Here is a 26,523-nt window from a genome sequence, read left to right as displayed (position 1 = left end):
GCTCCCCCTCACGATCTCCCCACGACAGAAGAGACACCATGGACACCAAGACCATCCAGATCAATCGCCGCAGCGCGAACATCACCGAAGGCAAGAGCCGCGCCCCCAACCGCTCGATGTTCTACGCCATGGGCTACGAGGAAGGCGACTTCAAGAAGCCGATGGTCGGCGTCGCCAACGGCCACAGCACCATCACGCCCTGCAACTCGGGCCTGCAGAAGCTGGCCGACGCGGCCATCGCGGGCATCGAGGAAGCCGGCGGCAACGCGCAGGTGTTCGGCACCCCCACCATCTCCGACGGCATGGCGATGGGCACCGAAGGCATGAAGTACTCGCTGGTGAGCCGCGAAGTCATCTCCGACTGCATCGAGACCTGCGTCGGCGGCCAGTGGATGGACGGCGTGCTGGTGGTCGGCGGCTGCGACAAGAACATGCCCGGCGGTCTCATGGGCATGCTGCGCGCCAACGTGCCCGCCATCTACGTCTACGGCGGCACCATCCTGCCGGGCCGCTACAAGGGCCAGGACCTGAACATCGTCAGCGTGTTCGAGGCCGTGGGCCAGAACGCCGCCGGCAACATGAGCGACGAAGACCTGCTCGAGATCGAGAAGCGTGCCATTCCCGGCACGGGCTCGTGCGGCGGCATGTACACGGCCAACACCATGTCGAGCGCGTTCGAGGCGCTGGGCATCTCGCTGCCCTACTCGTCGACCATGGCGAACCCGCACGACGAAAAGGCCAACTCGGCCAAGGAATCGGCCAAGGTGCTGATCGAGGCCATCAAGAAAGACCTGAAGCCGCGCGACATCGTGACCAAGAAGGCCATCGAGAACGCCGTGGCAGTCATCATGGCCACCGGCGGTTCGACCAACGCGGTGCTGCACTTCCTGGCGATCGCGCACACGGCCGGTGTGGACTGGACCATCGACGACTTCGAGCGCATGCGCAAGAAGGTGCCCGTGATCTGCGACCTGAAGCCCTCGGGCAAGTACCTCGCGGTCGACCTGCACCAGGCCGGCGGCATTCCGCAGGTCATGAAGGTGTTGCTCAAGGCCGGCCTGCTGCACGGCGACTGCATCACCATCAGCGGTCAGACCATCGAGGAAGTGCTCAAGGACGTGCCCGACGTGCCGCGTGCCGACCAGGACGTGATCCGCCCCATCGACAAGCCGATGTACGACGAAGGCCACCTGGCCATCCTGAAGGGCAACCTGTCGCCCGAAGGCGCAGTCGCCAAGATCACCGGCCTAAAGAACCCGGTCATCACCGGCCCGGCCCGCGTGTTCGACGACGAGCAGTCGGCGCTGCAGGCCATCCTGGCCGGCAAGATCGTCGCCGGCGACGTGATGGTGCTACGCTACCTCGGCCCCAAGGGCGGCCCGGGCATGCCGGAAATGCTGGCCCCCACGGGTGCGCTGATCGGCGCGGGCCTGGGCGAGAGCGTCGGCCTCATCACCGACGGGCGCTTCTCGGGCGGCACCTGGGGCATGGTGGTCGGCCACGTGGCGCCCGAAGCGGCGGCCGGCGGCACGATCGCGTTCGTCAACGAAGGCGACTCGATCACCATCGACGCGCACAAGCTGGTGCTCGAACTGAACGTGCCCGAAGCCGAGCTGGCCAAGCGCCGCGAAGGCTGGACGCCGCCGGCCCCGCGCTACACGCGCGGCGTGCAAGCCAAGTTCGCGTTCAACGCCTCGAGCGCGAGCTCGGGTGCGGTGCTCGACAAGTTCTGAAGCGGCATCAGCCCATCATCCACGCGCCGTAGCCGAAGGCCGCAAAGCCCAGGCCGACGATCGCGAAGATGCCTCGGGCTTCGAAGTCCATCGCCGGGGGAAAGCTCTGCACGACGAAGTGCAGCAGCGCCCCCGCGCCGATGGTGAGAAAACCCGCACCGAACTGCTTCATCGCACTGTCGTCGGGATAGAGAAACACCAGCGCGAAGCCGGCCAGGAACACCACGTTCGCCAGCACCGTGCCGCGCATGCGCCATTTCTTCTGCGTGGGCGTCGGCTCGCGCACCGGCGCCGGCCGGCCCCTGCGGCCTTCCTTGAGCGCCATGCCGGTGAAGAACAGGCCGAACATCGTCGGAAAGCCGCCGAAGAGGCCGAGCCCCCAGACGATGCCCCACATGTTCTGGAAGTCGGCCACCAGCGCCTGGGCCGGGTCGGCGGTGCTGTAGCGCACCTCGACCGCATCGCCCCACTCCTTGTCCGACAGACTGCCGCCCAGGCCCTTGACGCGGCGCTTCTGCCCGTCGGCGGCGGTGTATTCGACGAGGGGCGCGCGCGTGGTGGTGACGTAGCCCTTGCTGTCCTTGCTGCGCTCTTCCACGAACTCGATCAGGCTGCCCTGCGTGCTGGCCGTGCCCGCGATCGACTGGTAGCGCTGCCAACCCACCGTGACCGCGCCGTACAGGCCGGCGCAGCCGATCAGCAAGGCGCCAACGCCGGCGCCCCAGAAGAAGGTCTTGAAGCGCCCGACCAGCGCGCCGACAGCCGGCCCGACCAGCAGCGACAGCCCGAAGACGAGCAAGGCGTGGGTGGCGGCTTCGTCGTCCATGGCGCGCGTCCTGTCGGCATGCGGCGCAGGTGACGGGGCCGCCTGGTCAGCGGCGCGGGCGCTGTTGACCGTTGCTGGTGCGCAGGCCCATGTTGGTCTTCTGGCGGTCGATGCGCGCCTGCTTGCGCCGCTCTTCGCGCTCGATGACCTTGCGCTTGGTGTAGCCCGACGAATCGGCCCAGGCCCACCAGGCCAGCGCCAGCGCGAACGGGCTCAGCACGATCCACCAGCTCCAGCCGGCGACCATGCCCACTTCGAAATATTTGAGGGCTATACCAAGCAGGCCCAAGAGCAGAAACCACATCGCGAATACCCTCCGAGTTGGTCGGTATCGCCGCCGGTGCGTGTGCACCGCGCTACCTACAATCGCGTTGATCGAATGTAACTCAGCCCTTACGAAAACAGCCCCATGAAAAGAACGATGTTGATGGCAGCCCTGGGCCTGGGCCTCGGCCTCGCGGCGCCCGCCTTTGCCGACCTGGCCCTTGCCACGTCGAAGAACTGCATGAGCTGCCACGCGGTCGAACGCAAGGTGCTCGGGCCGTCGTTCAAGGACATCGCGGCCAAGTACAAGGACGACAAGGGTGCGGCCAACACGCTGGCCACCAAGATCATCAAGGGCGGCTCGGGCGTGTGGGGCCCGGTGCCGATGCCGGCCAACAACCAAGTCAGCGAAGCCGATGCGAAGAAGCTCGCGGCCTGGGTGCTGTCGACGAAGTAATCAGAGAAACGAAGCGCGCGGCGCGCCCGGTCAGATGCTCGGGTTGATGTCGCTGGGCAGCGGACGGCGCTCGATGCGGTCCTCGAGCTGCCCGATGTGCGCGGCCACCGTGTTGTCGGTCTGGTCCGAACGCAGCTTGACCGCGCTTTCCAGCTGATCCATGCGCGCCAGCAGCGCCGTGTGCCGATCGGCGTTGTGCGACATGTGCTGCTTCTCCTGCGCTTCCAGGAAGTTGCGCAGCTCGGTGAAGCGCGAGGCCTCGGCCTTGTCGGCGAGGTCGCGCTGGGTCTGCATTTCCTTCGTGTGGCGCTTGGTCTCCAGCAGCACCGAGCTGTGCAGGTACAGCACGTACACGAGGAAGAAGGCCGCGAGCACGGCCGTGAGCCCCAGCATGATCAGCCCCAGCGGCGCCGACACGCTCATGAAGCCGAGCCACACGTCAGTGGGTGCGGACAACGTGCCCCAGTTCAGCGCGGCAAGCCCCGCGATGAGCAGCACGATGACAAAAAGAAAAGCGGATCTCACGCCCATGTGGCGCCTCCTTGCAAACAACCGATCACGATGACAAAAGCCGCGCGCCTGTCGTGGCGCGCGGTAACGACATCGGTTTTACCTCAGCAAGGAGCCCGCTTTGGTGCACACGGCCGCACAAACGGCCATGTCCTACACCTCGATACAGCAGGTTCGTGACAACTGTTCCGGATTGGCCGGATTCGGCCAATCGCGGAGGTCAGTTCGTCTCGGACAACTGGTCGAGGATCGCCGGATTCTCGAGCGTCGAGGTGTCCTGCGTGATCGCCTCGCCCTTGGCGATGCTGCGCAGCAGGCGCCGCATGATCTTGCCGCTGCGCGTCTTGGGCAGGTTGTCGCCGAAGCGGATGTCCTTGGGCTTGGCGATGGGGCCGATTTCCTTGGCGACCCAGGCACGCAGCTCGTTGGCGATCTGCTTGGCTTCCTCGCCGGTCGGGCGCGCGCGCTTGAGCACGACGAAGGCGCACACGGCCTCGCCCGTCACGTCGTCGGGACGCCCCACCACCGCGGCTTCGGCCACGAGGTCGGTCTTGGACACCAGCGCCGATTCGATTTCCATCGTGCCCAGGCGGTGGCCCGACACGTTGAGCACGTCGTCGATGCGGCCCGTGATGCGGAAGTAGCCGCGGTCGGCACTGCGCACCGCGCCGTCGCCGGCCAGGTAGATCGTGCCGCCCATCTCTTCGGGGAAGTAGCTCTTCTTGAAGCGCTCGGGGTCGTTCCAGATCGTGCGGATCATCGAGGGCCACGGCCGCTTGATGACCAGCATGCCGCCGGCGCCGTTGGGCAGGTCTTTCCCCGTCTCGTCGACGATGGCGGCCATGATGCCCGGCAGCGGCAAGGTGCACGAGCCCGGCACCAGCGGCGTGGCGCCCGGCAGCGGCGTGATGACGTGGCCGCCGGTCTCGGTCTGCCAGAAGGTGTCGACGATCGGGCAGCGCTCGCCGCCGATGTTCCGGTGGTACCACATCCACGCCTCGGGGTTGATCGGCTCGCCGACCGAACCGAGGATGCGCAGGCTGGTCAGGTCCCAGTTCTTCGGGTGCACTTTTTCGTCGCCTTCGGCCGCCTTGATGAGCGAGCGGATGGCGGTGGGCGCGGTGTAGAAGATCGAGACCTTGTGCTTCTGGATCATTTCCCAGAAGCGGCCCGCATGCGGGAAGGTCGGGATGCCTTCGAACACGACCTGCGTGGCACCGGCCGCGAGCGGGCCGTAGGCAACGTAGGTGTGTCCGGTGATCCAGCCGATGTCGGCGGTGCACCAGAACAGGTCTTCGGGGCGGATGTCGAAGGTCCAGTCCATCGTGAGCTTGGCCCACAGCAGGTAGCCGCCGGTGGCGTGCTGCACGCCCTTGGGCTTGCCGGTGGAGCCCGAGGTGTAGAGGATGAACAGCGGGTGCTCGGCATTGACCGGCACGGGCGCGCACTCGGTGCTCTGCCCGGCCAGCGCTTCGGTGAAGGTCTTGTCGCGGCCCTCGACGCGGTTCCACGCGGTGGGGGTGCGCTCGTACACGAGCACGGTCTTGAGCGTGTCGCAACCGCCCAGTGCGATGCCGTCGTCCACGATGGCCTTGAGCGGCAGTTCCTTGCCGCCGCGCAGCTGGTAGTTGGCGGTGATGACAGCCACCGCGCCCGCGTCGATGATGCGCTCCTGCAGCGCCTTGGCCGAGAAGCCGCCGAACACCACGCTGTGGGTGGCGCCGATGCGCGCGCAGGCCTGCATGGCGACCACGCCTTCGATGGTCATCGGCATGTAGATGATGACGCGGTCGCCCTTGCGGATGCCCTGCGCCTTGAGCGCGTTGGCGAACTGGCTCACGCGGGCCAGCAGCTCCTTGTAGGTGACGCGGGTGACGGCGCCGTCGTCGGCTTCGAAGACGATGGCGGTCTTGCTCTCGACGGGGGTGCCGATGTGCTTGTCCAGGCAATTGGCGCTGGCGTTGAGTTCACCGTCGCCGAACCATTCGTAGAACGGCGCCTTCGATTCGTCCAGGGTGCGGGTGAAGGGCTTCGTCCACTGCAGGTTGTCCTTGGCCAGGCGGGTCCAGAAGCCTTCGAAGTCCTGTTCGGCTTCCTTGCACAGCGCCTCGTAGGCGGCCATGCCGGCAATGCGGGCGCCTTCGGTGGCGCGGGCGTCGGGCGGGAACACACGGTTCTCGACCAGGACGGATTCAATGTTCTTCGATGCGCTGCTCATGCTCTTGTCTCCTGATTGAATGCGGCCGTAATGTCGGGGCACGCACTTACGGGCCACTGACGGGGTCGATGTTAGTTCGCAGGGTTATCACGAGTGCGTCACTGGGAGACCTCTAGAATCGCCCGACTTTTTACACCTGTCTTCTTACTCCCCATGTCCGCCCCCGATCCTTTCGACGCCCGGAACGCGCCCGTACCAGCGCGCAGTTCCCCGCTGAAGCCCCTGCCCCGGCTCATCTTCGCGAGCCGTTGGCTGCAGCTGCCGCTGTACCTGGGGCTGATCGTGGCGCAGGGTGTGTACGTGGTGCACTTCCTGGTCGAGCTGTTGCACCTGGTCGAAGCCGCCTTCGGCAACAAGGACGCGCTGCAGGCCCTGATCGCGAGCATCGGCTACAAGACCACCGCACCGGTCGGCGCGCTCAACGAGACGGTGATCATGCTGGTGGTGCTGGCGCTGATCGACGTGGTGATGATCTCCAACCTGCTGATCATGGTGATCGTGGGCGGCTACGAGACCTTCGTGAGCCGCATGGACCTCGAAGGCCACCAGGACCAGCCCGAGTGGCTGAGCCACGTGAACGCCTCGGTGCTCAAGGTGAAGCTGGCCACCGCCATCATCGGCATCAGCTCGATCCACCTGCTCAAGACCTTCATCAACGCGGACAACTACACCGACAAGGTGCTGATCGCGCAGACCGTGATCCACATCGCGTTCCTGTTCTCGGCCATGGCCATCGCCTACACCGACAAACTGATGAACGAGGCGGCCGCCGCCAACGCCCACCACTAGGAAGGCGTGTCCCAGGCCGGCACTTCGGTGAAGCGCTCGGCCAGGAAATCGAGCAAGGTGCGCAGCGCAGACGGCATGTGCTTGCGCGAGGCGTACACCGCATACACCCCCAGCACCTGCGGCTCGTGATCGGGAAAGAGCGACACCAGCTCGCCCGATTGCAGCAACCCCGACGTCAGATAGGTGGGCAGCATCGCGATGCCCGCTCCGGCCCGCGCCAACGCCATCAGGCTGGCCGCGTCATTGGTCGAGAGGTTGCCGGCCACGGCCACCGAGACCGGCAGGCCGTCGGCCTTGCGCGTGAAGTTCCACAGGCTGCGGCCGAAATACGAATGCGTGAGGCAGTTGCGCTGCGCCAGTTCTTCCACGCGCTGCGGCTGGCCGTGTGCCTTCAGGTAATCGGGCGTTGCGCAGACCACCGAACGGCACACCGAGAGCCGGCGCGCGATGAGGTTCGGATCGATCTCGGACGACACGCGGATGGCCAGGTCGATGCGCTCGTCCACCAGGTTCACCGCGCGGTCGAGCAGCACCAGGTCGACCGCCACGCCCGGGTAGCGCCGCACGTAGTCGGCCACCGCGCCGGCCAGCTGCGCCTGCGCGAACGAGGTGCTGGCGGTGATGCGCAGCTGCCCGCTCGGCGCCTCGGCCGGATGGCGCACCGCCGCCTGCATGTCGCCCGCAAGCTCCAGCACCTGGCGGCAGCGTGGCAGCAACTCTTCGCCCGCCGCCGTGAGGCTGAGGCGGCGCGTCGTGCGGTGCAGCAGACGTGCGCCGGTCCATTGCTCCAGTTCGGCCACGTAGCGCGTGACCACCGGGCGCGACAGGTCGAGCTTGTCGGCCGCGGCCGAGAGGCTGCCCGCGTCCACCACGGTCACGAACACCCGCATTGCGTTCAATCGGTCCATTCGAACGATTTTAGGAATAAAGAAGCGCGGAATTCGAGGTATTTCTTTCGAAACCAGAAACCTAAGATGCGGTTCATCCCCTTCCCAACTTTTGACTGGAGTCCCTCATGAGCCACATCGCCATCCTCGGCGCCACCGGACGTGCCGGCGGTCGCCTTCTCGAAGAAGCACTGCGCCGCGGCCACACCGTCACCGCCATCGCGCGCAAGGCCAGCGAGAAGCTGTCGGGCCGCGCCAACGTGAAGGCCGTGGATGTCGACGCGCTCGACGCCGCCGCCCTCGAAAAGGCCGTGGCCGGCCATGACGCCGTGTTCAGCGCCGCGCACTTCGCCACCGTGCCGCCCGCGGCCGTCATCGAGCCCGTGAAGCGCGCGGGCGTGAAGCGCCTGCTGGTGGTCGGCGGCGCCGGCAGCCTGTTCGCAGCGCCCGGCCTGAAGGTGATCGACACGCCGAACTTCCCCGATGCCTACCGCGCCGAAGCCACCGCAGGCGGCGTGTTCCTCGATGCGCTGCGCAACGAGAAGGACCTCGACTGGACCTTCCTGTCGCCCTCCGCCGAATTCGTCGAAGGCGAGCGCACCGGCAAGTTCCGCCTGGGCAAGGACGACCTGCTCGTGAGCGCCGAAGGCCGCAGCTGGATCACGTTCGAGGACTACGCGATCGCGTTCATCGACGAGCTCGAGAAGCCCGCGCACTCGCGCCAGCGCTACACGATCGGCTACTGATCGATCGGCCGGCAACGAAAAAGGACCCTCGCGGGTCCTTTTTTCATGAGGGCTGCCGAACGAATCAGCGACCGGTCATGTTCTCCGGCACCACCCACGCATCGAACTGCTCGGCCGTGAGGTGCCCCGACGCAATCGCCGCTTCGCGCAGGCTCGTGCCTTCCTTGTGCGCCTTCTTCGCGATGTAGGCCGACTTGTCGTAGCCGATGTGCGTGTTCAGCGCCGTCACCAGCATCAGCGAGCGCTGCACCAGCTCCGTGATGCGTTCGCGGTTCGGCTCGATGCCCACGGCGCAGTGGTCGTTGAAGCTCACCATGCCGTCGGCCAGCAGGCGCACGCTCTGCAGGAAGTTGTGCGCCACCATCGGGCGGAACACGTTCAGCTCGAAGTTGCCCGAGGCGCCGCCGATGTTGATGGCCACGTCGTTGCCGAACACCTGCGCGGCCAGCATCGTCACGGCCTCGCTCTGGGTCGGGTTGACCTTGCCCGGCATGATCGACGAGCCCGGTTCGTTCTCGGGAATGCTCAGTTCGCCGATGCCGCTGCGCGGGCCGCTCGCGAGCCAGCGCACGTCGTTGGCGATCTTGTTCATGCTGGCGGCGAGCGTCTTGAGCGCGCCGTGGGCATGCACCAGCGCGTCGACGCTGGCCATGGCTTCGAACTTGTTCGGCGCGGTCACGAACGGCAGGTTCGTGAGCTTCGCCAGTTCGGCCGCGACCTGCTCCGCGTAGCCCTTGGGCGCATTGAGCCCGGTGCCGACGGCCGTGCCGCCCAGCGCCAGTTCGCACAGGTGCGGCAGCGCGGCGCGCACATGCGCCTCGCCGTGCGCCAGCTGCGCCACGTAGCCCGAGAACTCCTGGCCCAGCGTGAGCGGCGTGGCGTCCTGCAGGTGGGTGCGGCCGATCTTCACGATGTCGGCGAAGTCTTCGGCCTTCTTCGCCAGCGTGCCGCGCAGCTTGGCGATGGCGGGCAGCAGCTTGTGCGTGATGGCTTCCACGGCCGCCACGTGCATGGCGGTCGGGAACACGTCGTTGCTCGACTGGCTGCGGTTCACGTCGTCGTTCGGGTGCACGAGGCGCCCTTCCCCGCGCTCGCCGCCGAGCAGTTCGCTGGCGCGGTTGGCCAGCACCTCGTTGACGTTCATGTTGCTCTGCGTGCCCGAGCCGGTCTGCCAGACCACGAGCGGGAACTCGCCCGGGTGCTTGCCGGCGATGACCTCGTCGGCCGCGGCCACGATGGCGTGCGTCTTCTTTTCATCCTGCAGGCCCAGCGCATGGTTGACCACCGCCGACGCGCGCTTGACCTGGGCCAGCGCCTTGATGATCTCGCGCGGCTGCTGTTCGCCGGAGATGTCGAAGTTCTGCAGCGAGCGCTGCGTTTGCGCGCCCCACAGCTTGTCAGCCGGCACGTCGATCGGGCCGAAGGTGTCGCGCTCGGCACGGGTCTTGGGAGAAGTCGTCATGAGAAAAAGGCTCCGCAGTCTTGGATGGTTGCGCCGCTTATCGGGCGCGATGCCGAGTATGGTCTCGATAAGAATGGCTCGCATCTGACGAGGCCTTTCGCCCGGGTCCCACAGACACGATACGCCTGCGGGTTGACTCGCGTCATGCCAAAAAGTTATAATTAGCGGCTTCCGACGACCAACAAGTCATATTGGTCACCCTTGCACTACTCGCGGATCTGTGAATCCCGTCGCGGTGCAAGGCCCTTCACGCCGGGCCCAGCCCGGCAAACCGGCCGGATCTTTTTTCCGGCCCCATTGCCACGTCACGCTCATCCAGGCGGCGCCCCTCGACCAGGCCCGTTGTCTGCGAATGAAGCATCCGGCGGGCACTGGCTTCGTCGCCAAGTCGTCTTCAGTGCCTGTCGGCAGCCCTCGGGGCTCGCCGGGCCATTGCATGCGCATGCGCAATCTTCATGCGCGCTGTCGGGCAGCTCCCTCATCGGGCTGATGGCGTGGCCGTTGCCGCCCTCCGGGGCGGTGCTGTGTCCACCCTTCACTCAAGGAGCCCCGGCATATGGCCAAAGGAATTCTCATCGACCATGTCTTCAAGGTGTTCGGCGATTCGCCCGAACAAGCCCTCGAGCTGGTCCGCCAAGGTTTTTCCAAGAAGGAAATCCTGGCGAAGACCGGCCAGTCGATCGGCGTGTTCGATGCCACCTTCGAGATCCAGGCCGGCGAGATCTTCGTGATCATGGGCCTGTCGGGCTCGGGCAAGTCGACGCTGGTGCGCCTGTTGAACCGGCTGATCGAGCCGACCGCCGGGCGCATCGTGATCGACGGCGCCGACATCAACGAGCACTCCGACAGCAAGCTGCGCGCGCTGCGCCGCAAGGACATCAGCATGGTGTTCCAGTCGTTCGCGCTCATGCCGCACATGACGGTGCGCGAGAACACCGCCTTCGGCCTGGAGCTGTCGGGCACGCGCAAGAAAGACCGCCTCGCGCAGGCCGACCTGGCGCTGGCGCAGGTGGGCCTTTCGGGCTGGGGCGACAGCTACCCCGACGAGCTCTCGGGCGGCATGCAGCAGCGCGTGGGCCTGGCGCGCGCGCTGGCGTCCGACCCGTCGATCCTGCTGATGGACGAAGCCTTTTCGGCGCTCGACCCGATCATCCGCACCGAGATGCAGTCGGAGCTGCTGCGGTTGCAGCAGGTGCAGCGGCGCACCATCGTCTTCATCTCGCACGACCTGGACGAAGCCATGCGCATCGGCGACCGCATCGCGATCATGAAGGACGGCCACGTGATCCAGGTCGGCACGCCCGACGAGATCCTGCGCACCCCCGCCGACGACTACGTGCGCAGCTTCGTGCGCGGCGTGGACGCGGCGGCGGTGTTCAAGGCGGCCGACATCGCGCGCAAGTCGCTCACCGTGGTGTGCGAGCACCCCGAGCGCGGCGCGCGCGCGGCGCTCAAGCTGCTTGAAGACCAGGACCGCGACTTTGCCTACGTGACCAGCCCGACCAAGCGCTTCCTGGGCGTGGTGTCGGCCGACACGCTGCGCGGTGCGCTCGACGGGCATTCGGGCCCGCTCGGACTGCAGCACGCCTTCCTCGAGGACCTGCCGCGCATCGACGCCGAGGCCCCCGTGGCCGGCCTGATCGGCCAGCTCGCGCAGGCACCGTGCGCGCTGCCGGTCGTGGCCGGCGACGGCCGCTTCTGCGGCGCGATCAGCAAGACGACGCTGCTGCGCTTCCTCGACCGCGACACGCCGCCGATCGAACCCGTCTCGCCGCATGCCGCGCCCGCACTCGCCGCCGAGCCGCACTGAATTCACGAAGGACCTTGAACGATGAACGACACCACATTGCCTTCCGACCTGAACGCGCCCCTGCTGGACACCCCCGTCCTGGACACGCCCGCCGCGCCCCCTGTTGCCCTCGATCCGTGGGAAGCCATCTCGGCCGCACCTGACACCTCGACCGCCAGCGCCTGGCTCGACGCGTCGGCGAACACCGCGCACGCCCTCGCGGGGCAGGCCGACACCGCCACCAATGGCTTCGCGCTGCACCGCCTGTGGGACGGCTCGCTGCCCGTCGAGGCCTGGATCAACCAGGGCCTGGGCTGGGTGGTGGAGCACTTCCGCCCCTTCTTCCAAACCGTGCGCCTGCCGATCGACAGCACGCTCAACTCGGTGCAGGGCCTGCTCACCGCCCTGCCCGCGCTGCCGATGATCGCGCTCATCGGCCTGCTCGCCTGGCAGTTCGCCGGCCGCGCGCTGGCCGTCGGCACCGTCGTGTCGCTGATGCTGGTGACCGTGCTGGGCATCTGGCCCGAGGCCATGGTCACGTTGTCGCTGGTGCTGACCTCGCTGGTGTTCTGCATGGTCATCGGCCTGCCGCTGGGCGTGCTGCTGGCCAGCAACGACCGTGCCCAGCGCGTGATGCGCCCGGTGCTCGACGCCATGCAGACCACGCCGGCCTTCGTGTACCTCGTGCCGGTGGTGATGCTGTTCGGCATCGGCAACGTGCCGGGCGTGATCGTGACCATCGTCTTCGCGCTCGCCCCGCTGGTGCGCCTGACCAACCTCGGCCTGCGCCAGGTGCGCCCCGACCTCATCGAGGCCGCGCGTGCCTACGGCGCCTCGCCCTGGCAGATGCTCGTGAAGGTGAAACTGCCGCTGGCGATGCCGTCGATCATGGCGGGCATCAACCAGGCGCTGATGCTGTCGCTGTCGATGGTGGTGATCGCTTCGATGATCGCCGTGGGCGGCCTCGGCCAGATGGTGCTGCGCGGCATCGGCCGGCTCGACATGGGCCTGGCCACCGTCGGCGGCCTGGGCATCGTGCTGCTGGCGATCACGCTGGACCGCCTGACACAGGCCATGGGCAAGTCGCGCCGCAGCGCCGGCCATCGCTGGTGGTACACGGGACCGGCCGGCCTTGCGCTGCGCACGTTGCAGCGTCTTGTCGGCACGCCCTCGCGCGGCGCGCACGCCGACGACGCCGTGCCCGCCCCTTCCACGCCAGCGCACTGACCGTCACGGAGGACATCCACGCATGAAGACCACCCGCCTCCTCTTCGCCCGCAGCCTCCTGGCGCTGGGCTTCGTCGCCTTCGGAGCGACCGCACAGGCCGCCAACGACCTGCCCGGCCAGGGCATCACCGTGCAGCCGCTGAAAAGCTCGCTCGCCGAGGAAGCCTTCCAGACGCTGCTGGTGATGCGCGCGCTCGAAAAGCTCGGCTACAAGGTCGAGCCGATGAAAGACCTGGAGCCCGCCACCGAGCACCTGGCCATTGCCAACGGCGACGCCACCTTCATGGCCAACCACTGGAGCCTGCTGCACGCCGACTTCTACAAGAACAGCGGCGGCGACGCCAAGCTGTGGCGCCAGGGCACGTACTCCGACGGCGCGGTGCAGGGCTACCTGATCGACCGCAAAACCGCCGAGCAATACAACATCACGAACCTCGCGCAGCTGAAAGACCCGGCCATCGCCAAGCTGTTCGATGCCGACGGCGACGGCAAGGCCGACCTCACCGGCTGCAACCCCGGCTGGGGCTGCGAACTGGCCATCGAGGGCCACCTGAGCGCCTACCAGCTGCGCGACAGCGTGACCCACAAGCAGGGCAGCTACGCCGCGCTCATGGCCGACACCATCGCGCGCTTCAAGCAGGACAAGCCGATCCTCTACTACACCTGGACGCCCTACTGGGTCAGCGCCGTGCTGCGCCCGGGCGCCGACGTGGTCTGGCTGCAGGTGCCCTTCTCGCCCGCGCAGGCCGGCGCGCAGGTCGACACCCGCTTGCCCAATGGCCGCAACTACGGCTTCCTGGCCAACGAGCAGCGCATCGTCGCCAACCGGGCCTTCATCGAGAAGAACCCCGCCGCCGGCCGCCTGTTCGAGGTGATGAAGCTGCCGATCAGCGACATCAACGCGCAGAACCTGCGCATGAGCGAAGGCGCGAACAGCATGCAGGACGTGACGCGCCACACCGACGGGTGGATTCGCGTGCACCAGGCGACGTTCGACGGGTGGATTGCGCAGGCGCGCGCCGCCGCCCGGTAACACCGACTCACACCCGCGCCGGCGCCCTTTCGCCCGGCGCCGGCCTGCGGTATTGGTGGCTGAGATAATCGAGGGCGTTCCCCCTCCAAGAAGACTCCCCACCATGACGACCACGATCCAGCAGGCCGACCTGATCGAATCGATCAGCGCCGCGCTCCAGTACATCAGCTACTACCACCCCGCGGACTACATTGCCCACCTGGCCAAGGCCTACGAGCGCGAGCAGAGTCCCGCCGCCAAGGACGCCATCGCGCAGATCCTGACCAACAGCAAGATGAGCGCCACGGGCCACCGCCCGATCTGCCAGGACACCGGCATCGTCAACGTGTTCCTCAAGGTGGGCATGGACGTGCGCTGGGGCGGCTTCACCGGTTCGCTGGACGACGCCATCAACGAAGGCGTGCGCCGCGGCTACAACCACCCCGACAACACGCTGCGCGCCTCGGTCGTGGGCGACCCGCAGTTCGATCGCAAGAACACCAAGGACAACACGCCCGCGGTGATCTTCACCGAGATCGTTCCCGGCAACACCGTCGAAGTGACGGTGGCCGCCAAGGGCGGCGGCAGCGAGAACAAGAGCAAGCTGGTCATGCTGAACCCCGGCGACAGCGTGGTCGACTGGGTGCTCAAGACCGTGCCGACCATGGGCGCCGGCTGGTGCCCGCCCGGCATGCTGGGCATCGGCATCGGCGGCACGGCCGAGAAGGCCGCGCTGATGGCCAAGGAAAGCCTGATGGACGACCTGGACATGCACGAGCTGCAGGCCAAGGCCGCCTCGGGCGCCGAGCTCAGCAAGGTCGAGGCGCTGCGCCTCGAACTGTTCGAGAAGGTCAATGCCCTGGGCATCGGCGCGCAGGGCCTGGGCGGCCTGGCCACCGTGCTCGACGTCAAGATCCAGATGTACCCCACGCACGCGGCCAGCAAGCCCGTGGCGATGATCCCCAACTGCGCGGCCACGCGCCACGCGCACTTCGTGATGGACGGCAGCGGCCCGGTCTACCTCGATCCGCCGTCGCTGGACCTGTGGCCCGACGTGAACTGGGCCCCCGACGAAAAGAAGAGCAAGCGCGTCGACCTGAACAAGCTCACGCCCGCCGAAGTCGCCAGCTGGAAGCCGGGCGACACGATCCTGCTGAACGGCAAGATGCTCACGGGCCGCGATGCCGCGCACAAGCGCATCCAGGACATGCTGGCCAAGGGCGAGAAGCTGCCGGTCGATTTCACGAACCGCGTCATCTACTACGTCGGCCCGGTCGACCCGGTCGGCAACGAAGCCGTGGGCCCCGCCGGCCCGACCACCGCCACGCGCATGGACGGCTTCACCGAGATGATGCTGGCCGAAACCGGCCTGATCGCCATGATCGGCAAGGCCGAGCGCGGCCCGGTCGCCATCGAGGCCATCAAGAAGCACAAGAGCGCCTACCTCATGGCCGTGGGCGGCGCCGCCTACCTCGTGAGCAAGGCCATCAAGACCGCCAAGGTCGTGGGCTTTGCGGACCTGGGCATGGAAGCCATCTACGAATTCGACGTGGTCGACATGCCCGTGACGGTGGCGGTCGATGCCGGCGGCACCAGCGCGCACATCACCGGCCCGGCCGAGTGGCAAAAGCGCATCGCCAGCGGCGAGTTCAAGACCATTCCGCTGGAAGTCGCTTGAACCCGGTCGGCGTGTTCGACAGCGGCGTCGGGGGGCTGAGCACGCTCGCCGCGCTGCAGGCCGAGCTGCCGACGGAACGCTTCGTCTACTTCGCCGACACCGCGAACGCGCCGTATGGCGAGCGCGGCGACGCCTACGTCATCGCGCACTCGCGCCAGGTGGTCGAACACCTGCTGCGTGCGCACGACATCAAGGCGCTGGTGGTGGCCTGCAACACGGCCACCACGGCGGCGATCCACGTGCTGCGCGCCGAATTTCCCTCGCTGCCCATCGTGGGCCTGGAGCCGGCGCTCAAGCCCGCCGTGGCGACGAGCCGCACGGGCCACATCGCGGTGCTGGCCACGCGCGGCACGCTGGCCAGCGCCCGGTATGCAGCGCTGCGCGATTCCTTTGCAGGCGCGACGACCGTGCGGCCCGTGCCGTGCGACGGCCTCGTGAAGGCCATCGAAGGCTTCGACAACCCCGGCATCGCCGCGCTGTGCGAGCGCTACATGGCGGAAGCAGGCCCCTTCGGCGACGGGCCAGGCGAGGTCGACACCGTGGTGCTCGGTTGCACGCACTATCCGCTCGTGAAAGACGAACTGCAGCGCCACGCACCGCCGACGCTGCGCTTCATCGACACCGGCGCACCGGTCGCGCAGCAGACGCGCCGCGTGCTGACATCGCTCGGCCGGCTGGCAGATGACAACGGCGAAGGCGCTCTGGTGCTCGAGAGCAGCGGCGTCCTGGCGGTGCTCGAAGCCGCCGCGGCGCGCTGGTTACCCGCGCGCGTGCAAGGCGCTTCGGTGCCGGCGGCGAACGCAGCCTGACATCCACTCACCAGCAAATGCGCGCCCTCTTCTTTCTGCGTCATGCACTGGTCCTGCTGGGCCTGGCCTCGGCCGCCGGCCTGGGCCACGCCGCCTGCGAAAGCGGGCTGGCCGAGCGCATGCACGCCAAGCTCTATCCGAAGCAGCCGCTCGATGAGCGGCTGGCCGCCTGCAAGGTCTGGCCGGCGTTTCCCGGCCGCAGCATCGTGGTGCTGCCCATGCCGCGCGAGACCACGGACAAGGGCGCCAAGGTCTTCGACCTCGCGCTGCTGCTGATCCAGCGGCCCGACAACGGCAACACCGACCGCGACACGGTGATCGGGCGGATCTTCCTGCCCGAGGCGCTCGATGAAGACGCCACCACCTCGATCCAGGAAATCCGCGTCGACACCTCGCGCTATGTGCTGTCGCCCGACACGCGCGCCTTCGGCCTGCGCGTGCGCTACCGCGGCAACAGCACGACCTCGGGCCCGCAGGCCAGCGAGACCGTGCGCCTGTACGTGCAGCACGGCAACAAGCTGCGCCAGGTGCTGCAGGAGATCGAGCTCGACCACGACAACGGCGGCTGGGACGCCACCTGCACCGGCCACTTCGAGAAGCTGCGCACCATGCTGTCGGTCGCCCGCACCACGAGCAACGGCCTGGCCGACCTGCAGCTGTCGCGCACGCTGGTGCAAAGCCGCGCGCAGGAACAGGAAGACCAGGGCTGCGTCGAAAAAGCGCTGCCCGCCAAATTCAGCACCGTGACGCTGCGCTACGACGGCGAGCGCTACAAGGCGCCCAAGCCGCTGCAGCAAACGCCCTGAGGCGCACTTGAAACCCGGCGGGTCATTCACGGACCCGTCATACGAAAGCAACAGCATGCGCGGTTTGTTCCAAAGAACGGCCACGCACCATGAGTTCGCTTTCCCACCCGACCCGCATTCCCTTCCGCCCCATGCTGCTCGCCGGCACCCTCTCGATCCTGCTGGCGGCCTGCGGCGGCGGTGACGGCGGCGGCTTCAGCGGGTTCTTCCCGCCGGTCGCCAACCCGCCGCCGACCACGCCACCCGCCGTGGTGCAGCCCGAGCCCGACCAGCTCGTGTCGAAGGCGCAGTTCACGCCCAACGCAGGCACCACCGAAGGCTCGTCGGACGCATCGACCGCCCTCGCCCTGCCCGGCGACTTCATGCTGGTGGCGGACGACGAAGCAAACGTGCTGCGCGTATACCCGCGCGCCGGCGGCGCCGCGGTGAAGGAATGGAGCTACAAGCTCGAAGGCCCCAAGCTCGCCAAGGAACTCGACCTCGAAGCCGGCACGCGCATTGGCGACACGCTGTACTTCACCGGCTCCAACAGCAACAAGAAGGACGGCGGCGACGCAGCGGCCGACCGTTCACACCTCTTCGCGGTGAAGGTCGGCGGCACCGGCGCGGCCACCACCTTCGACTACGTGGGCCAGTTCTCGCTGCTCGAAGCGCAGCTCATCGCCTGGGACAAAGGCAACGCCCACGGGCTCGGCGCCGACCACTTCGGCTTTGCCGTGTCGGCCGCTGCCGGCGTCGTGCCAGAGCGCATCGACGGCTTCTCGATCGAAGGCCTGACCAGCGCGCCGGGCGACGCCGCCCTGTGGCTGGGCTTTCGCGCGCCGCAGACCGGCGCCTCGGTGCGCGCCAAGGCGCTGATCGTGCCGCTGCAGAACCACGCCGCGCTGATGGCCGGTACCGCCACGCAGGCCGTCTTCGGCGCGCCCATCGAACTGGAGCTGGGCGGCCGCGGCATCCGCTCGATCGACAAGGGCACCGACGGCAACTACCTGATCGTCGCGGGCCCGGCGGGCGCCGCGGTGCCGGAGGTCGACCGCAACTTCGCCCTGTTCGCCTGGGACGGCAACCCGAACAGCGCACCGGTCGAGCTGTCGAACGACCTCGACGCGCTGCGCAAGGCCACGGGCGGCAGCTTCGAATCGGTCGTCGAGGTGCCGGGCCCAGTGAAGGCCGGCACGCAGGTGCAGCTGCTGCTGGACAACGGCGACACCAAGTGGGACGGCAAGACGGCCTCGAAGGACCTGCCCGCCGCCGAGCAGAAGTTCGACGGCTTCGTCGTGCGCCTGGGCGCGCCGTGGGTCGACACGGCCGCACCGAAGCTGCAGAAGGCGTCGCCGCCGGCCGGCCGCGTGGGCGTCAACCTCGACACCTCGATCATCCTGTCGTTCAACGAGGCGGTGCGCCTCGGGTCCGGGCGCATCGTGCTGCATGCGGCCGACGGCGCGGTGGTCGAGACCTTCCACGCCAACAGCCCCGCCGCGCGCGTGCAGGTGGCGTTCAACGTGCTGACGCTGGTGCCCACGGCCAAGCTCGCGATGAATGCCGGCTACTACGTCACGGTCGATGCCGACGCCATCACCGACGCCGCCGGCAACGCCTTCGCGGGCATCCACGACACGGCGACGCTGGGCTTCACGACGGCCGGCGTGCCCACGCCGCTGGCGGCCGGCGACCTGCTCTTCATGGCCGCCAACGCCGAGGCACCCGACGCCTATGCCTTCGTGCTGCTGAAGGCGGTGAACGGCGGCACGCAGGTGCTGTTCACCGACCGCGACCGCAAGAAGGACGCGGCCGAGTTCACCGACATCACCAACGAGACGGCCTTCTTCTGGACCGCGAACCAGAACCTGCCGGCCGGCACCATCGTGACGATCCAGACCGACGTCGTGGGCAGCCCGATCGCGGACAAGGGCTTCACGCTGGGCTCGCCGGGTGGTATCGGCAAGTCGGAAACCGTCTACGCCATCGCGGGCGGCACGATCGAAGGCCTGGGCGAAGGCAAGGCCGGCAAGATCACGGCGGTCGGCAACTACCTGGCGAGCATCACGCTCGGCGGCGCCGCCGGCACGATTCCCGATGCACTCACGACGGCCGGCACGGCGTTCAGCTTCACCGTGAGCCCGGCCAACCAGACCAACGCGATCTACAACGGCTCGCTCGATCGCTCGGACCTGGCGGCTTTCGCGACGCGCGTGAAGAACCCCGACAACTGGATCAAGCGCTATGCGCCGGAAGCCGGCTACCCGCTCACGCGCGACAGCCTGTTCGGCGACAAGCTGCCCTGAGCGTCGTTGAGTAACTAGCGCGCCTGCAGTGCGGCCTTGCGGCCGCGTTGCATGTCGATCGGCAGCAGCAGCAACAGCCCGCCGACGAACAGCACGGCCGTCGAGAGGATCGCGATGCGCTGGTTGCCGCCGGTGGCCCAGGTGATGGCACCGAAGCTCAGCGGGCCGATGATGCTGGCCAGGCGCGTGGCGAAGGTCCAGAGGCCGAAGAATTCGGCCAGCTGCTGCGGCGGTGCAAGGTAGCCCGTCATCGCGCGCCCGGCCGACTGGCTCGAGCCCATCGCCAGCCCCGCGATCGCGGCGGCCCACCAGAAGCCGCCCTTGGTCGTGACCCACGCGGCAATCACGCACACCGCGATCCACGCGAGCAGCGTCGCGGCCAGCGACACCTTGTGGCCGATGCGGTCCTGCACGTAGCCGAAGGCGAAAGCGCCGAGCGCGGCCGCGATGTTGAGCACGAAGATCAGCACCATCGTCTCGCTCGCGACGAAGCCGATCACCTGCTCCGCGTAGATCGCGGCCAGCGTGATTGCGACCGCCACGCCGCCCTGGTAGCAGACGGTGCAGACCAGCAGCCACATGAAGTCGCGGTAGGCGCGCGCCTGCTGGAACGTGGCGCGCAATTGCCGCCAGGCGCTGTCCTCGCCGCGACTGACCTGCGGCACGGCGCGTTCGGGCAGCAGCGCGAAGGTGACGCAGGCGGCCACGCCGTAGATCGCCGCGGTGATCAGCATCGTGACCGGCACGAAGTGCGCCGCCGGCAACCCGCGCGCCTGCGACCACAGCACGTAGGCCAGGCACAACCCCAGCGCCAGCATGCCGCCGACATAGCCGAAGGCCCAGCCCCAGCCGCTCACCTTGCCCATGCCTTCGGCCGTCGCCAGCTCGGGCAGGAAGGCGCCCGTCAGCGACTCGCCGTAGGAGTAGAACGCGTTGGAGACGATCACCAGCGCCACCGCGAGCGCGACGCCCATCGCCCCGCCCGCGAAGCCCGGCGTGAGCGCGAGCGCCGCGGTGGCGAGCACGCAGCCCGCGGTCGTCATGACCAGCACGCGCTTCTTGGCGGCGCGCAGGTCGGCCCAGGCGCCGATGGCGGGCATCGTGAACATCACGATGGCATACGAGGTGCTGAGGGCCGCGGTCCACGCGAAGGTGGCCCATGGCGCGCCCTTGGCGATGCCCCCCACGAAGTAGGCGGCGAACACCGCCGTGATCACGACCGTGGTGTAGCCCGAGTTCGCGAAGTCGTACATCGCCCAGCCGAACACCTCGCGCTTGCGCACGCCGGGGCGCAACGCGGAGGCTGGGAACAGGGCCATGCGGCCTTTAGGACCGGACGGGGTGAAGGATCAGTGCAGGTGGCGCGGACGACGGCCACCGCCGTGACCACCACCGCTGCCGCCGCCGGCCCCACCGGCACCGCGCGGACGCTTGCCGATTTCGAGCGAGTTCACGAGGGCATCGAAACGGTCGCTGAAGAGGCGATCGATCTCGGCGACCACGCCGCCCAGCTCGGCGCCGTCGAAGTGGCGTTCCATGAGGTTGACCACGTCTTCGACCAGCAGGTCGCGCTGCACCTGCATGATCGCGGCCGGGTTGGGGCCCACGAACAGCATCAGGAAGTCGTCGCGCGACTCTTCGCCGGGGTCGCCCTCTTCCTCGTCGAAATCGGTGTCGTAGAAGGTGACTTCAATGGCGGCGCCGCGCTCGGAGAGTTCGTTCAGGGCCATGCACATCTCGTCGAGCGCCTGGCGGAAGTCTTCGTCGCCGGGCACGGTCCAGCAGATCTGCAGCGTGTGATCCTTTTGCTCGAAGCGAATGCCGGGTTCTTCTTCGTAGGTGCTGGTGGCACCGTCGGCCAGCGATTTGGCGCCCGCGTATTTCCAGAGCGGCTTCAGCGCCTCCTGGATTTGCTCGAAGCTCGCGTCCGCGCGCAGCGGCACATCGCCATGCACATGGATCTCAAATGGAGCGTTGTAGCGAGGCATCAAATACTCCCTTGTAAATATGGTGGTACCCGGAACGGGGGTCGAACCCGTATGCCCCGATCAAGGAAGCGGCGGATTTTAAGTCCGATGTGTCTACCAATTTCACCATCCGGGCCACAGGTTGAACATCGACGATAACCCAAATGAAACAAGCCCCGGCAACGTCGGTTGGCGGGGCTTGCGTATCGGAGCCGATCGGTCTTGATGAGAGAGTGGAGGCGCGACCCGGAGTCGAACCGGGCTAGACGGATTTGCAATCCGTTGCATAACCGCTTTGCTATCGCGCCACGCTGAATAACGAAATCGAACTGCGAAAAAAAGGGAAGCTGCTTGCTTCCCTTTTTCAAAACTGGAGCGGGAAAAGAGTCTCGAACTCTCGACCTCAACCTTGGCAAGGTTGCGCTCTACCAACTGAGCTATTCCCGCGTTTCGAGCCTCAAATTATATACCAGTTTTTTGAGGCTTCACAAGTTCTGCAATCAATCGATCAATGCTTGACCGAGCCTTCGGAAGGCGGCGCACCCGCCCGCTGCTTGGCCAGTTCGGCCACCGCAGCAGCCGATGCGGCCACCTCTTCGTCGGACAGCGGTTCGGGCATCTTCTCGAGCGCGATCTCGAGCACCTTGTCGATCCATTTCACCGGCACGATCTCGAGGCCGTTCTTCACGTTCTCGGGAATGTCCTGCAGGTCCTTGGCGTTCTCTTCGGGGATCAGCACGGTCTTGATGCCGCCACGCAATGCGGCCAGCAGCTTTTCCTTCAGGCCGCCGATGGCCGTGACCTCGCCGCGCAGCGTGATCTCGCCGGTCATCGCGACGTCGGCACGCACCGGGATGCCGGTGAGCGCCGACACGAAGGCGGTCGTCATCGCCGCACCCGCGCTCGGGCCGTCCTTGGGCGTGGCGCCATCAGGCACGTGGATGTGGATGTCGCGCTTCTCGAACACCTCGTCCTTGATGCCCAGGCGGCGCGAGCGGCTGCGCACCACGGTGCGCGCGGCTTCGACCGATTCCTTCATCACGTCGCCGAGCGAACCCGTGCGGCTGATCACGCCCTTGCCGGGCATGGTGACCGCTTCGATCGTCAGCAGATCGCCGCCGACCTCGGTCCATGCAAGGCCGACCACCTGGCCGACCTGGTTCTGCTTCTCGGCCAGGCCGAAGCTGTACTTGCGCACGCCGAGGAACTCGTTGAGGTTCTCGCTGTCGACCGTGACCTTGGGCGTCAGTTGCTTGAGCAGCAGGCCCTTCACCACCTTGCGGCAGATCTTGGACAGCTCGCGCTCCAGCGAACGCACGCCGGCTTCACGCGTGTAGTAGCGCACGATGTCGCGCACGGCGGATTCGGTGACGGCCAGTTCGTCGTCCTTCACGCCGTTGTTCTTCAACTGCTTGGGCAGCAGGTACTTGATCGCGATGTTGGTCTTCTCGTCCTCGGTGTAGCCCGAGAGACGGATGACTTCCATGCGGTCCAGCAGCGCCGGCGGGATGTTCATCGAGTTCGAGGTGGCGACGAACATGACGTCGCTCAGGTCGAAGTCGACTTCCACGTAGTGGTCGCCGAAGGTGTGGTTCTGCTCGGGGTCGAGCACCTCGAGCAGCGCGCTCGACGGGTCGCCGCGGAAGTCCGTGCCCAGCTTGTCGATCTCGTCGAGCAGGAACAGCGGATTGCGCGTGCCGATCTTGCTCAGCCCCTGCAGCACCTTGCCCGGCAGCGCGCCGATGTAGGTGCGGCGGTGGCCGCGAATTTCAGCTTCGTCGCGCATGCCGCCCAGCGCCATGCGGGTGTACTTGCGGCCGGTCGCCTTCGCGATCGACTGCCCCAGCGAGGTCTTGCCGACACCCGGCGGGCCCACGAGGCACAGGATGGGTGCCTTCACCTTGTCGACGCGTTGCTGCACCGCGAGATATTCAAGGATGCGATCCTTGACCTTCTCGAGGCCGTAGTGGTCGGCGTTGAGCACGGCTTCGGCATTGGCCAGGTCGTGCTTGATCTTGGTCTTCTTGCTCCACGGCAGGCCGATGAGCACGTCGATGTAGTTGCGCACCACCGTGGCTTCGGCCGACATGGGCGACATGAGCTTGAGCTTCTTGAGCTCGCCCTCGGCCTTCTTCAGGCCTTCCTTGGACATCTTGGCGAGCTTGATCTTCTTCTCGATCTCCTCGATGTCCGCGCCCTCTTCGCCTTCGCCGAGCTCCTTCTGGATGGCCTTGACCTGCTCGTTGAGGTAGAAGTCGCGCTGGTTCTTCTCCATCTGGCGCTTCACGCGGCCACGGATCTTCTTGTCGACGTTCAGGATGTCGACTTCGCGCTCGAGCTGGCCGAACAGGTTTTCCAGGCGCGCCTTGACGTCGTCCAGGTCGAGCACAGCCTGCTTGTTGTCGAGCTTGAGCGGCAGGTGGGCGGCGATGGTGTCGGCCAGGCGGCCGGCGTCGTCGATGCTCGAGATCGAGGTGAGGATCTCGGGCGGAATCTTCTTGTTCAGCTTGACGTACTGGTCGAACTGCTGCATCACCGCACGGCGCAGCGCCTCGACCTCGGTGCCCTTCTCGCCGCCTTCGGGCGCCTCGACGGGCGTCACGTTGGCCGAGAAGTGCGTTTCGCCGTCATCGATGCGGTTCACGCGGGCGCGCTGCTGGCCTTCGACCAGCACCTTCACGGTGCCGTCGGGCAGCTTGAGCATCTGCAGGATGGTCGAGACGCAGCCGACCTCGAACATGTCCTCGACCGAGGGCTCGTCCTTGGCGGCAGCCTTCTGGGCCACCAGCATGATGCGGCGCTCGGCCTCCATCGCCAGCTCGAGCGCCTTGATGCTCTTCGGGCGACCCACGAAGAGCGGGATCACCATGTGGGGAAACACCACGACGTCGCGCAGCGGCAGCAGCGGCAGGTCGAGGGCTTCGGGGGGCAATGGGGTATGACCAGACATGAGCGTCCTTGTCCTTTAGGCCTTTTTCGCCGTTTCGCGGTACACGAGCAGCGGGGGCTTGTTTTCGTCGATGGTCGATTCCTCGACCACCACCTTGTCGACATTGGTCGCGTTCGGCAATTCGAACATGGTGTCGATCAGCGACTGTTCAAGGATCGAGCGCAGGCCGCGCGCGCCGGTCTTGCGGGCCAGAGCCTTGCGTGCGATCGCCTTGAGCGCCGCGGGACGGATTTCGAGGTCCACGCCTTCCATCTGCAGCAGCTTGGTGAACTGCTTCACCACCGCATTCTTGGGCTCGGTCAGGATCTGCACCAGCGCGTCTTCGCTCAGCTCGGCCAGCGACGCGACCACGGGCATGCGGCCCACCAGTTCGGGGATCAGGCCGAACTTGATCAGGTCTTCGGGCTCGACTTCGCGGAACACCTCGGTGATGCTGCGCTGGGCCTTGCTCTTGACCGCCGCGCCGAAGCCGATGCCCGAGGCCTCGGTGCGGTTTTCGATGACCTTCTCGAGGCCGGCAAAGGCGCCGCCACAGATGAACAGGATGTTGGTCGTGTCGATCTGCAGGAAGTCCTGGTTCGGGTGCTTGCGCCCGCCCTGGGGCGGCACGCTGGCCATGGTGCCTTCGATGAGCTTGAGCAGCGCCTGCTGCACGCCCTCGCCCGACACGTCGCGCGTGATCGACGGGTTGTCGGACTTGCGCGAGATCTTGTCGATTTCGTCGATGTAGACGATGCCGCGCTGGGCGCGCTCGACCTCGTAGTTGCAGCTTTGCAGCAGCTTCTGGATGATGTTCTCGACGTCCTCGCCCACGTAGCCGGCTTCGGTCAGCGTGGTGGCGTCGGCCATCACGAAGGGCACGTCGAGCATGCGCGCGAGCGTTTGCGCCAGCAGCGTCTTGCCCGAACCCGTGGGGCCGATCAAGAGGATGTTGCTCTTGCTGAGCTCGACCTCGTCGCCCTTGGTGTTCTTTTCCTTGTGGCGCAGGCGCTTGTAGTGGTTGTAGACCGCCACCGACAGCATGCGCTTGGCCGGCTCCTGGCCGATCACGTAGTTGTCGAGGTTGGTCTTGATCTCCAGCGGCGTGGGCAGGTCGCTGCGCGCGTCGCGCGCTTCCTCACCGGCCGGCAGCTCGTCACGGATGATCTCGTTGCACAGGTCGATGCATTCGTCGCAGATGAAGACCGAAGGGCCCGCGATCAGCTTCTTGACCTCATGCTGGCTCTTGCCGCAGAACGAGCAATAAAGCGTTTTTTCGCTGGAGGTGCCTTTTTTTTCGGCCATGGACTTTTGCCTCGTGACAGGGTATGGACAATGATAACTAAACAAAAACGGCGTTTCCCGTGTGGGAAACGCCGTTTTTGCCTTTTGGGCGCCCGAGGCGCCGGGCGGCATTAACCGCGCTGGGAGACGACCTGGTCGACCAGGCCGTAATCCTTGGCCTCGTCGGCGGTCAGGAAGTAGTCGCGCTCGGTGTCCGACTTGACCTTTTCCAGCGGCTGGCCAGTGCGTTCGGCCAGGATGCGGTTCATCTGGTCCTTGGTGCGCAGGATGTCGCGCGCATGGATTTCGATGTCGGTGGCCTGGCCGCGTGCGCCGCCCAGCACCTGGTGGATCATGATCTTGGAGTTGGGCAGCGAGAAACGCTTACCCTTCTCGCCGGCTGCCAGCAGGAAGGCGCCCATGCTGGCCGCGAAGCCCAGGCACATGGTCGACACCGACGGCTTGATGAACTGCATCGTGTCGTAGATCGCCATGCCGGCGCTCACGCTACCGCCCGGGGAGTTGATGTAGAACGAAATGTCCTTGTCCGGGTTCTCGCTCTCGAGGAACAGCAGCTGGGCCACCACGAGGTTGGCGGTCTGGTCGTTGACCTCGCCCACCAGGAAGATGATGCGTTCCTTGAGGAGACGCGAGTAGATGTCATACGACCGCTCGCCGCGGCCCGACTGCTCGACGACCATCGGGATCATGCCGAGGCCTTGAATTTCCTGTGCGCTCATGAATTTGCTCTCCGGAAAATGGATTCGTTCGCTCTAATTGAACTGTACGCCTGAGTGAAATGGGGCTCGTGCCGCAAAGCACAAGCCCCATCGGCGTTGCTGCAT

22 protein-coding genes and 3 tRNA genes are annotated in these 26,523 nt (G+C 66.7%); 11 read left to right on the top strand and 14 right to left on the bottom strand.

All coding sequences use genetic code 11. From position 1 onward, the window contains the following. Positions 1-38: 38 nt before the first annotated feature. The gene (gene ilvD / locus AC07OH_RS04960) at positions 39-1,733 is read left to right on the top strand and encodes a dihydroxy-acid dehydratase (protein WP_495299810.1); all 1,695 of its coding nucleotides are present in this window, start codon (positions 39-41) and stop codon (positions 1,731-1,733) included. Positions 1,734-1,740: 7 nt separating this feature from the next. On the opposite strand, the gene AC07OH_RS04955 is transcribed toward ilvD, so the two are convergent. Further along, complete coding sequence (locus AC07OH_RS04955; protein ID WP_495299809.1) at positions 1,741-2,559, bottom strand: DUF3592 domain-containing protein; 819 nt, start codon at positions 2,557-2,559, stop codon at positions 1,741-1,743. A gap of 46 nt (positions 2,560-2,605) precedes the next feature. Further along, positions 2,606-2,863, bottom strand: coding sequence for a TIGR04438 family Trp-rich protein (locus AC07OH_RS04950; protein WP_101492947.1), 258 nt, complete (start codon positions 2,861-2,863; stop codon positions 2,606-2,608). Between the two features lie 105 nt (positions 2,864-2,968). Here AC07OH_RS04950 and AC07OH_RS04945 point away from each other — a divergent pair, with 105 nt between their 5' ends. After that, positions 2,969-3,280 carry a c-type cytochrome gene (locus tag AC07OH_RS04945; RefSeq protein ID WP_495299808.1) on the top strand — a complete coding sequence of 104 codons (312 nt, stop codon included), beginning with the start codon at positions 2,969-2,971 and terminating at the stop codon, positions 3,278-3,280. Between the two features lie 30 nt (positions 3,281-3,310). Here AC07OH_RS04945 and AC07OH_RS04940 read toward each other — a convergent pair whose 3' ends face one another. Both AC07OH_RS04940 and acs read right to left on the bottom strand, forming a co-directional pair. Next, positions 3,311-3,811, bottom strand: coding sequence for a Signal transduction histidine kinase (locus AC07OH_RS04940; protein ID WP_070060479.1), 501 nt, complete (start codon positions 3,809-3,811; stop codon positions 3,311-3,313). Between the two features lie 199 nt (positions 3,812-4,010). Next, entirely contained in the window at positions 4,011-6,008 is a 1,998-nt protein-coding gene (gene acs / locus AC07OH_RS04935; RefSeq protein WP_495299807.1) for an acetate--CoA ligase, read from the bottom strand. Positions 6,009-6,161: 153 nt separating this feature from the next. Between acs and AC07OH_RS04930 the strand changes: the two genes are divergently transcribed. Beyond that, positions 6,162-6,797 carry a YqhA family protein gene (locus AC07OH_RS04930; RefSeq protein WP_062475803.1) on the top strand — a complete coding sequence of 212 codons (636 nt, stop codon included), beginning with the start codon at positions 6,162-6,164 and terminating at the stop codon, positions 6,795-6,797. Here the strand turns inward: AC07OH_RS04930 and AC07OH_RS04925 are convergent. After that, positions 6,794-7,705 (bottom strand): LysR family transcriptional regulator, encoded by a 912-nt coding sequence (locus AC07OH_RS04925; RefSeq protein ID WP_095947779.1) that lies wholly within the window; start codon positions 7,703-7,705, stop codon positions 6,794-6,796. The two genes, AC07OH_RS04930 and AC07OH_RS04925, sit on opposite strands and share 4 nt — an antisense overlap. A gap of 107 nt (positions 7,706-7,812) precedes the next feature. Between AC07OH_RS04925 and AC07OH_RS04920 the strand changes: the two genes are divergently transcribed. Continuing rightward, on the top strand, positions 7,813-8,430 hold the full coding sequence (locus tag AC07OH_RS04920; RefSeq protein ID WP_495299806.1) for an NAD(P)-dependent oxidoreductase: 618 nt from the start codon (positions 7,813-7,815) through the stop codon (positions 8,428-8,430). A 64-nt stretch (positions 8,431-8,494) separates the two neighbouring features. On the opposite strand, the gene fumC is transcribed toward AC07OH_RS04920, so the two are convergent. Then, the gene (gene fumC / locus AC07OH_RS04915; protein ID WP_095947781.1) at positions 8,495-9,892 is read right to left on the bottom strand and encodes a class II fumarate hydratase; all 1,398 of its coding nucleotides are present in this window, start codon (positions 9,890-9,892) and stop codon (positions 8,495-8,497) included. A 556-nt stretch (positions 9,893-10,448) separates the two neighbouring features. Here fumC and proV point away from each other — a divergent pair. The 7 genes from proV (at position 10,449) to AC07OH_RS04880 (ending at position 19,498) form a co-directional block, all read left to right on the top strand. Next, a complete protein-coding gene (gene proV, locus AC07OH_RS04910; protein WP_062475815.1) occupies positions 10,449-11,702 on the top strand; it encodes a glycine betaine/L-proline ABC transporter ATP-binding protein ProV in 1,254 nt (417 codons plus the stop codon). A 21-nt stretch (positions 11,703-11,723) separates the two neighbouring features. After that, entirely contained in the window at positions 11,724-12,908 is a 1,185-nt protein-coding gene (gene proW, locus AC07OH_RS04905) for a glycine betaine/L-proline ABC transporter permease ProW (RefSeq protein ID WP_495299805.1), read from the top strand. A gap of 22 nt (positions 12,909-12,930) precedes the next feature. Further along, entirely contained in the window at positions 12,931-13,941 is a 1,011-nt protein-coding gene (gene proX / locus AC07OH_RS04900; RefSeq protein ID WP_495299804.1) for a glycine betaine/L-proline ABC transporter substrate-binding protein ProX, read from the top strand. Positions 13,942-14,044: 103 nt separating this feature from the next. After that, on the top strand, positions 14,045-15,598 hold the full coding sequence (locus AC07OH_RS04895) for a fumarate hydratase (protein WP_492678709.1): 1,554 nt from the start codon (positions 14,045-14,047) through the stop codon (positions 15,596-15,598). Further along, positions 15,595-16,407, top strand: a complete 813-nt coding sequence (murI, locus tag AC07OH_RS04890; RefSeq protein ID WP_495299803.1) for a glutamate racemase — start codon at positions 15,595-15,597, stop codon at positions 16,405-16,407. The genes AC07OH_RS04895 and murI overlap by 4 nt, the downstream gene beginning before the upstream one ends. 17 nt (positions 16,408-16,424) lie before the next feature. Beyond that, positions 16,425-17,213, top strand: coding sequence for a PA3715 family protein (locus AC07OH_RS04885; RefSeq protein WP_495299802.1), 789 nt, complete (start codon positions 16,425-16,427; stop codon positions 17,211-17,213). Positions 17,214-17,302: 89 nt separating this feature from the next. After that, entirely contained in the window at positions 17,303-19,498 is a 2,196-nt protein-coding gene (locus AC07OH_RS04880) for an Ig-like domain-containing domain (RefSeq protein ID WP_495299801.1), read from the top strand. Between the two features lie 14 nt (positions 19,499-19,512). Here the strand turns inward: AC07OH_RS04880 and AC07OH_RS04875 are convergent, their stop codons facing one another. The 8 genes from AC07OH_RS04875 to clpP all read right to left on the bottom strand — a co-directional run bounded on the left by AC07OH_RS04875 (position 19,513) and on the right by clpP (position 26,418). Then, positions 19,513-20,817, bottom strand: coding sequence for an MFS transporter (locus tag AC07OH_RS04875; RefSeq protein WP_495299800.1), 1,305 nt, complete (start codon positions 20,815-20,817; stop codon positions 19,513-19,515). A 30-nt stretch (positions 20,818-20,847) separates the two neighbouring features. Continuing rightward, a complete protein-coding gene (locus AC07OH_RS04870; protein ID WP_495299799.1) occupies positions 20,848-21,486 on the bottom strand; it encodes a DUF6806 family protein in 639 nt (212 codons plus the stop codon). A gap of 23 nt (positions 21,487-21,509) precedes the next feature. Then, positions 21,510-21,601 (bottom strand) — tRNA-Leu (locus AC07OH_RS04865). 98 nt (positions 21,602-21,699) lie between these two features. Further along, a tRNA-Cys gene (locus AC07OH_RS04860) sits at positions 21,700-21,773 on the bottom strand. A gap of 63 nt (positions 21,774-21,836) precedes the next feature. Beyond that, a tRNA-Gly gene (locus tag AC07OH_RS04855) sits at positions 21,837-21,912 on the bottom strand. A 61-nt stretch (positions 21,913-21,973) separates the two neighbouring features. Further along, positions 21,974-24,415 (bottom strand): endopeptidase La, encoded by a 2,442-nt coding sequence (gene lon, locus AC07OH_RS04850; protein WP_495299798.1) that lies wholly within the window; start codon positions 24,413-24,415, stop codon positions 21,974-21,976. Positions 24,416-24,430: 15 nt separating this feature from the next. Then, positions 24,431-25,699: an ATP-dependent Clp protease ATP-binding subunit ClpX gene (clpX, locus tag AC07OH_RS04845; RefSeq protein ID WP_062475840.1), complete on the bottom strand. Its 1,269-nt coding sequence runs from the start codon at positions 25,697-25,699 to the stop codon at positions 24,431-24,433. Positions 25,700-25,809: 110 nt separating this feature from the next. Next, a complete protein-coding gene (clpP, locus tag AC07OH_RS04840; RefSeq protein ID WP_062475843.1) occupies positions 25,810-26,418 on the bottom strand; it encodes an ATP-dependent Clp endopeptidase proteolytic subunit ClpP in 609 nt (202 codons plus the stop codon). Between the last annotated feature and the right edge of the window lie 105 nt (positions 26,419-26,523).

It is taken from the genome of Variovorax sp. GW821-FHT10C12 (assembly GCF_059415405.1).
The sequence above is the reverse complement of the archived record's forward strand: the minus strand, read 5'-3'. Positions and strand labels throughout refer to the sequence as shown.

Excerpts from the sequence above, each read along its gene's own strand:
- AC07OH_RS04925 (WP_095947779.1), bottom strand. The coding sequence starts at position 7,705 with ATGGACCGATTGAACGCAATGCGGGTGTTCGTGACCGTGGTGGACGCG.
- clpP (WP_062475843.1), bottom strand. The coding sequence starts at position 26,418 with ATGAGCGCACAGGAAATTCAAGGCCTCGGCATGATCCCGATGGTCGTC.
- proW (WP_495299805.1), top strand. The coding sequence starts at position 11,724 with ATGAACGACACCACATTGCCTTCCGACCTGAACGCGCCCCTGCTGGAC.
- AC07OH_RS04870 (WP_495299799.1), bottom strand. The coding sequence starts at position 21,486 with ATGCCTCGCTACAACGCTCCATTTGAGATCCATGTGCATGGCGATGTG.
- lon (WP_495299798.1), bottom strand. The coding sequence starts at position 24,415 with ATGTCTGGTCATACCCCATTGCCCCCCGAAGCCCTCGACCTGCCGCTG.
- AC07OH_RS04920 (WP_495299806.1), top strand. The coding sequence starts at position 7,813 with ATGAGCCACATCGCCATCCTCGGCGCCACCGGACGTGCCGGCGGTCGC.
- fumC (WP_095947781.1), bottom strand. The coding sequence starts at position 9,892 with ATGACGACTTCTCCCAAGACCCGTGCCGAGCGCGACACCTTCGGCCCG.
- AC07OH_RS04880 (WP_495299801.1), top strand. The coding sequence starts at position 17,303 with ATGAGTTCGCTTTCCCACCCGACCCGCATTCCCTTCCGCCCCATGCTG.
- AC07OH_RS04940 (WP_070060479.1), bottom strand. The coding sequence starts at position 3,811 with ATGGGCGTGAGATCCGCTTTTCTTTTTGTCATCGTGCTGCTCATCGCG.
- AC07OH_RS04895 (WP_492678709.1), top strand. The coding sequence starts at position 14,045 with ATGACGACCACGATCCAGCAGGCCGACCTGATCGAATCGATCAGCGCC.
- AC07OH_RS04945 (WP_495299808.1), top strand. The coding sequence starts at position 2,969 with ATGAAAAGAACGATGTTGATGGCAGCCCTGGGCCTGGGCCTCGGCCTC.
- AC07OH_RS04875 (WP_495299800.1), bottom strand. The coding sequence starts at position 20,817 with ATGGCCCTGTTCCCAGCCTCCGCGTTGCGCCCCGGCGTGCGCAAGCGC.
- acs (WP_495299807.1), bottom strand. The coding sequence starts at position 6,008 with ATGAGCAGCGCATCGAAGAACATTGAATCCGTCCTGGTCGAGAACCGT.
- ilvD (WP_495299810.1), top strand. The coding sequence starts at position 39 with ATGGACACCAAGACCATCCAGATCAATCGCCGCAGCGCGAACATCACC.
- AC07OH_RS04950 (WP_101492947.1), bottom strand. The coding sequence starts at position 2,863 with ATGTGGTTTCTGCTCTTGGGCCTGCTTGGTATAGCCCTCAAATATTTC.
- proV (WP_062475815.1), top strand. The coding sequence starts at position 10,449 with ATGGCCAAAGGAATTCTCATCGACCATGTCTTCAAGGTGTTCGGCGAT.
- AC07OH_RS04930 (WP_062475803.1), top strand. The coding sequence starts at position 6,162 with ATGTCCGCCCCCGATCCTTTCGACGCCCGGAACGCGCCCGTACCAGCG.
- AC07OH_RS04885 (WP_495299802.1), top strand. The coding sequence starts at position 16,425 with ATGCGCGCCCTCTTCTTTCTGCGTCATGCACTGGTCCTGCTGGGCCTG.
- AC07OH_RS04955 (WP_495299809.1), bottom strand. The coding sequence starts at position 2,559 with ATGGACGACGAAGCCGCCACCCACGCCTTGCTCGTCTTCGGGCTGTCG.
- proX (WP_495299804.1), top strand. The coding sequence starts at position 12,931 with ATGAAGACCACCCGCCTCCTCTTCGCCCGCAGCCTCCTGGCGCTGGGC.
- clpX (WP_062475840.1), bottom strand. The coding sequence starts at position 25,699 with ATGGCCGAAAAAAAAGGCACCTCCAGCGAAAAAACGCTTTATTGCTCG.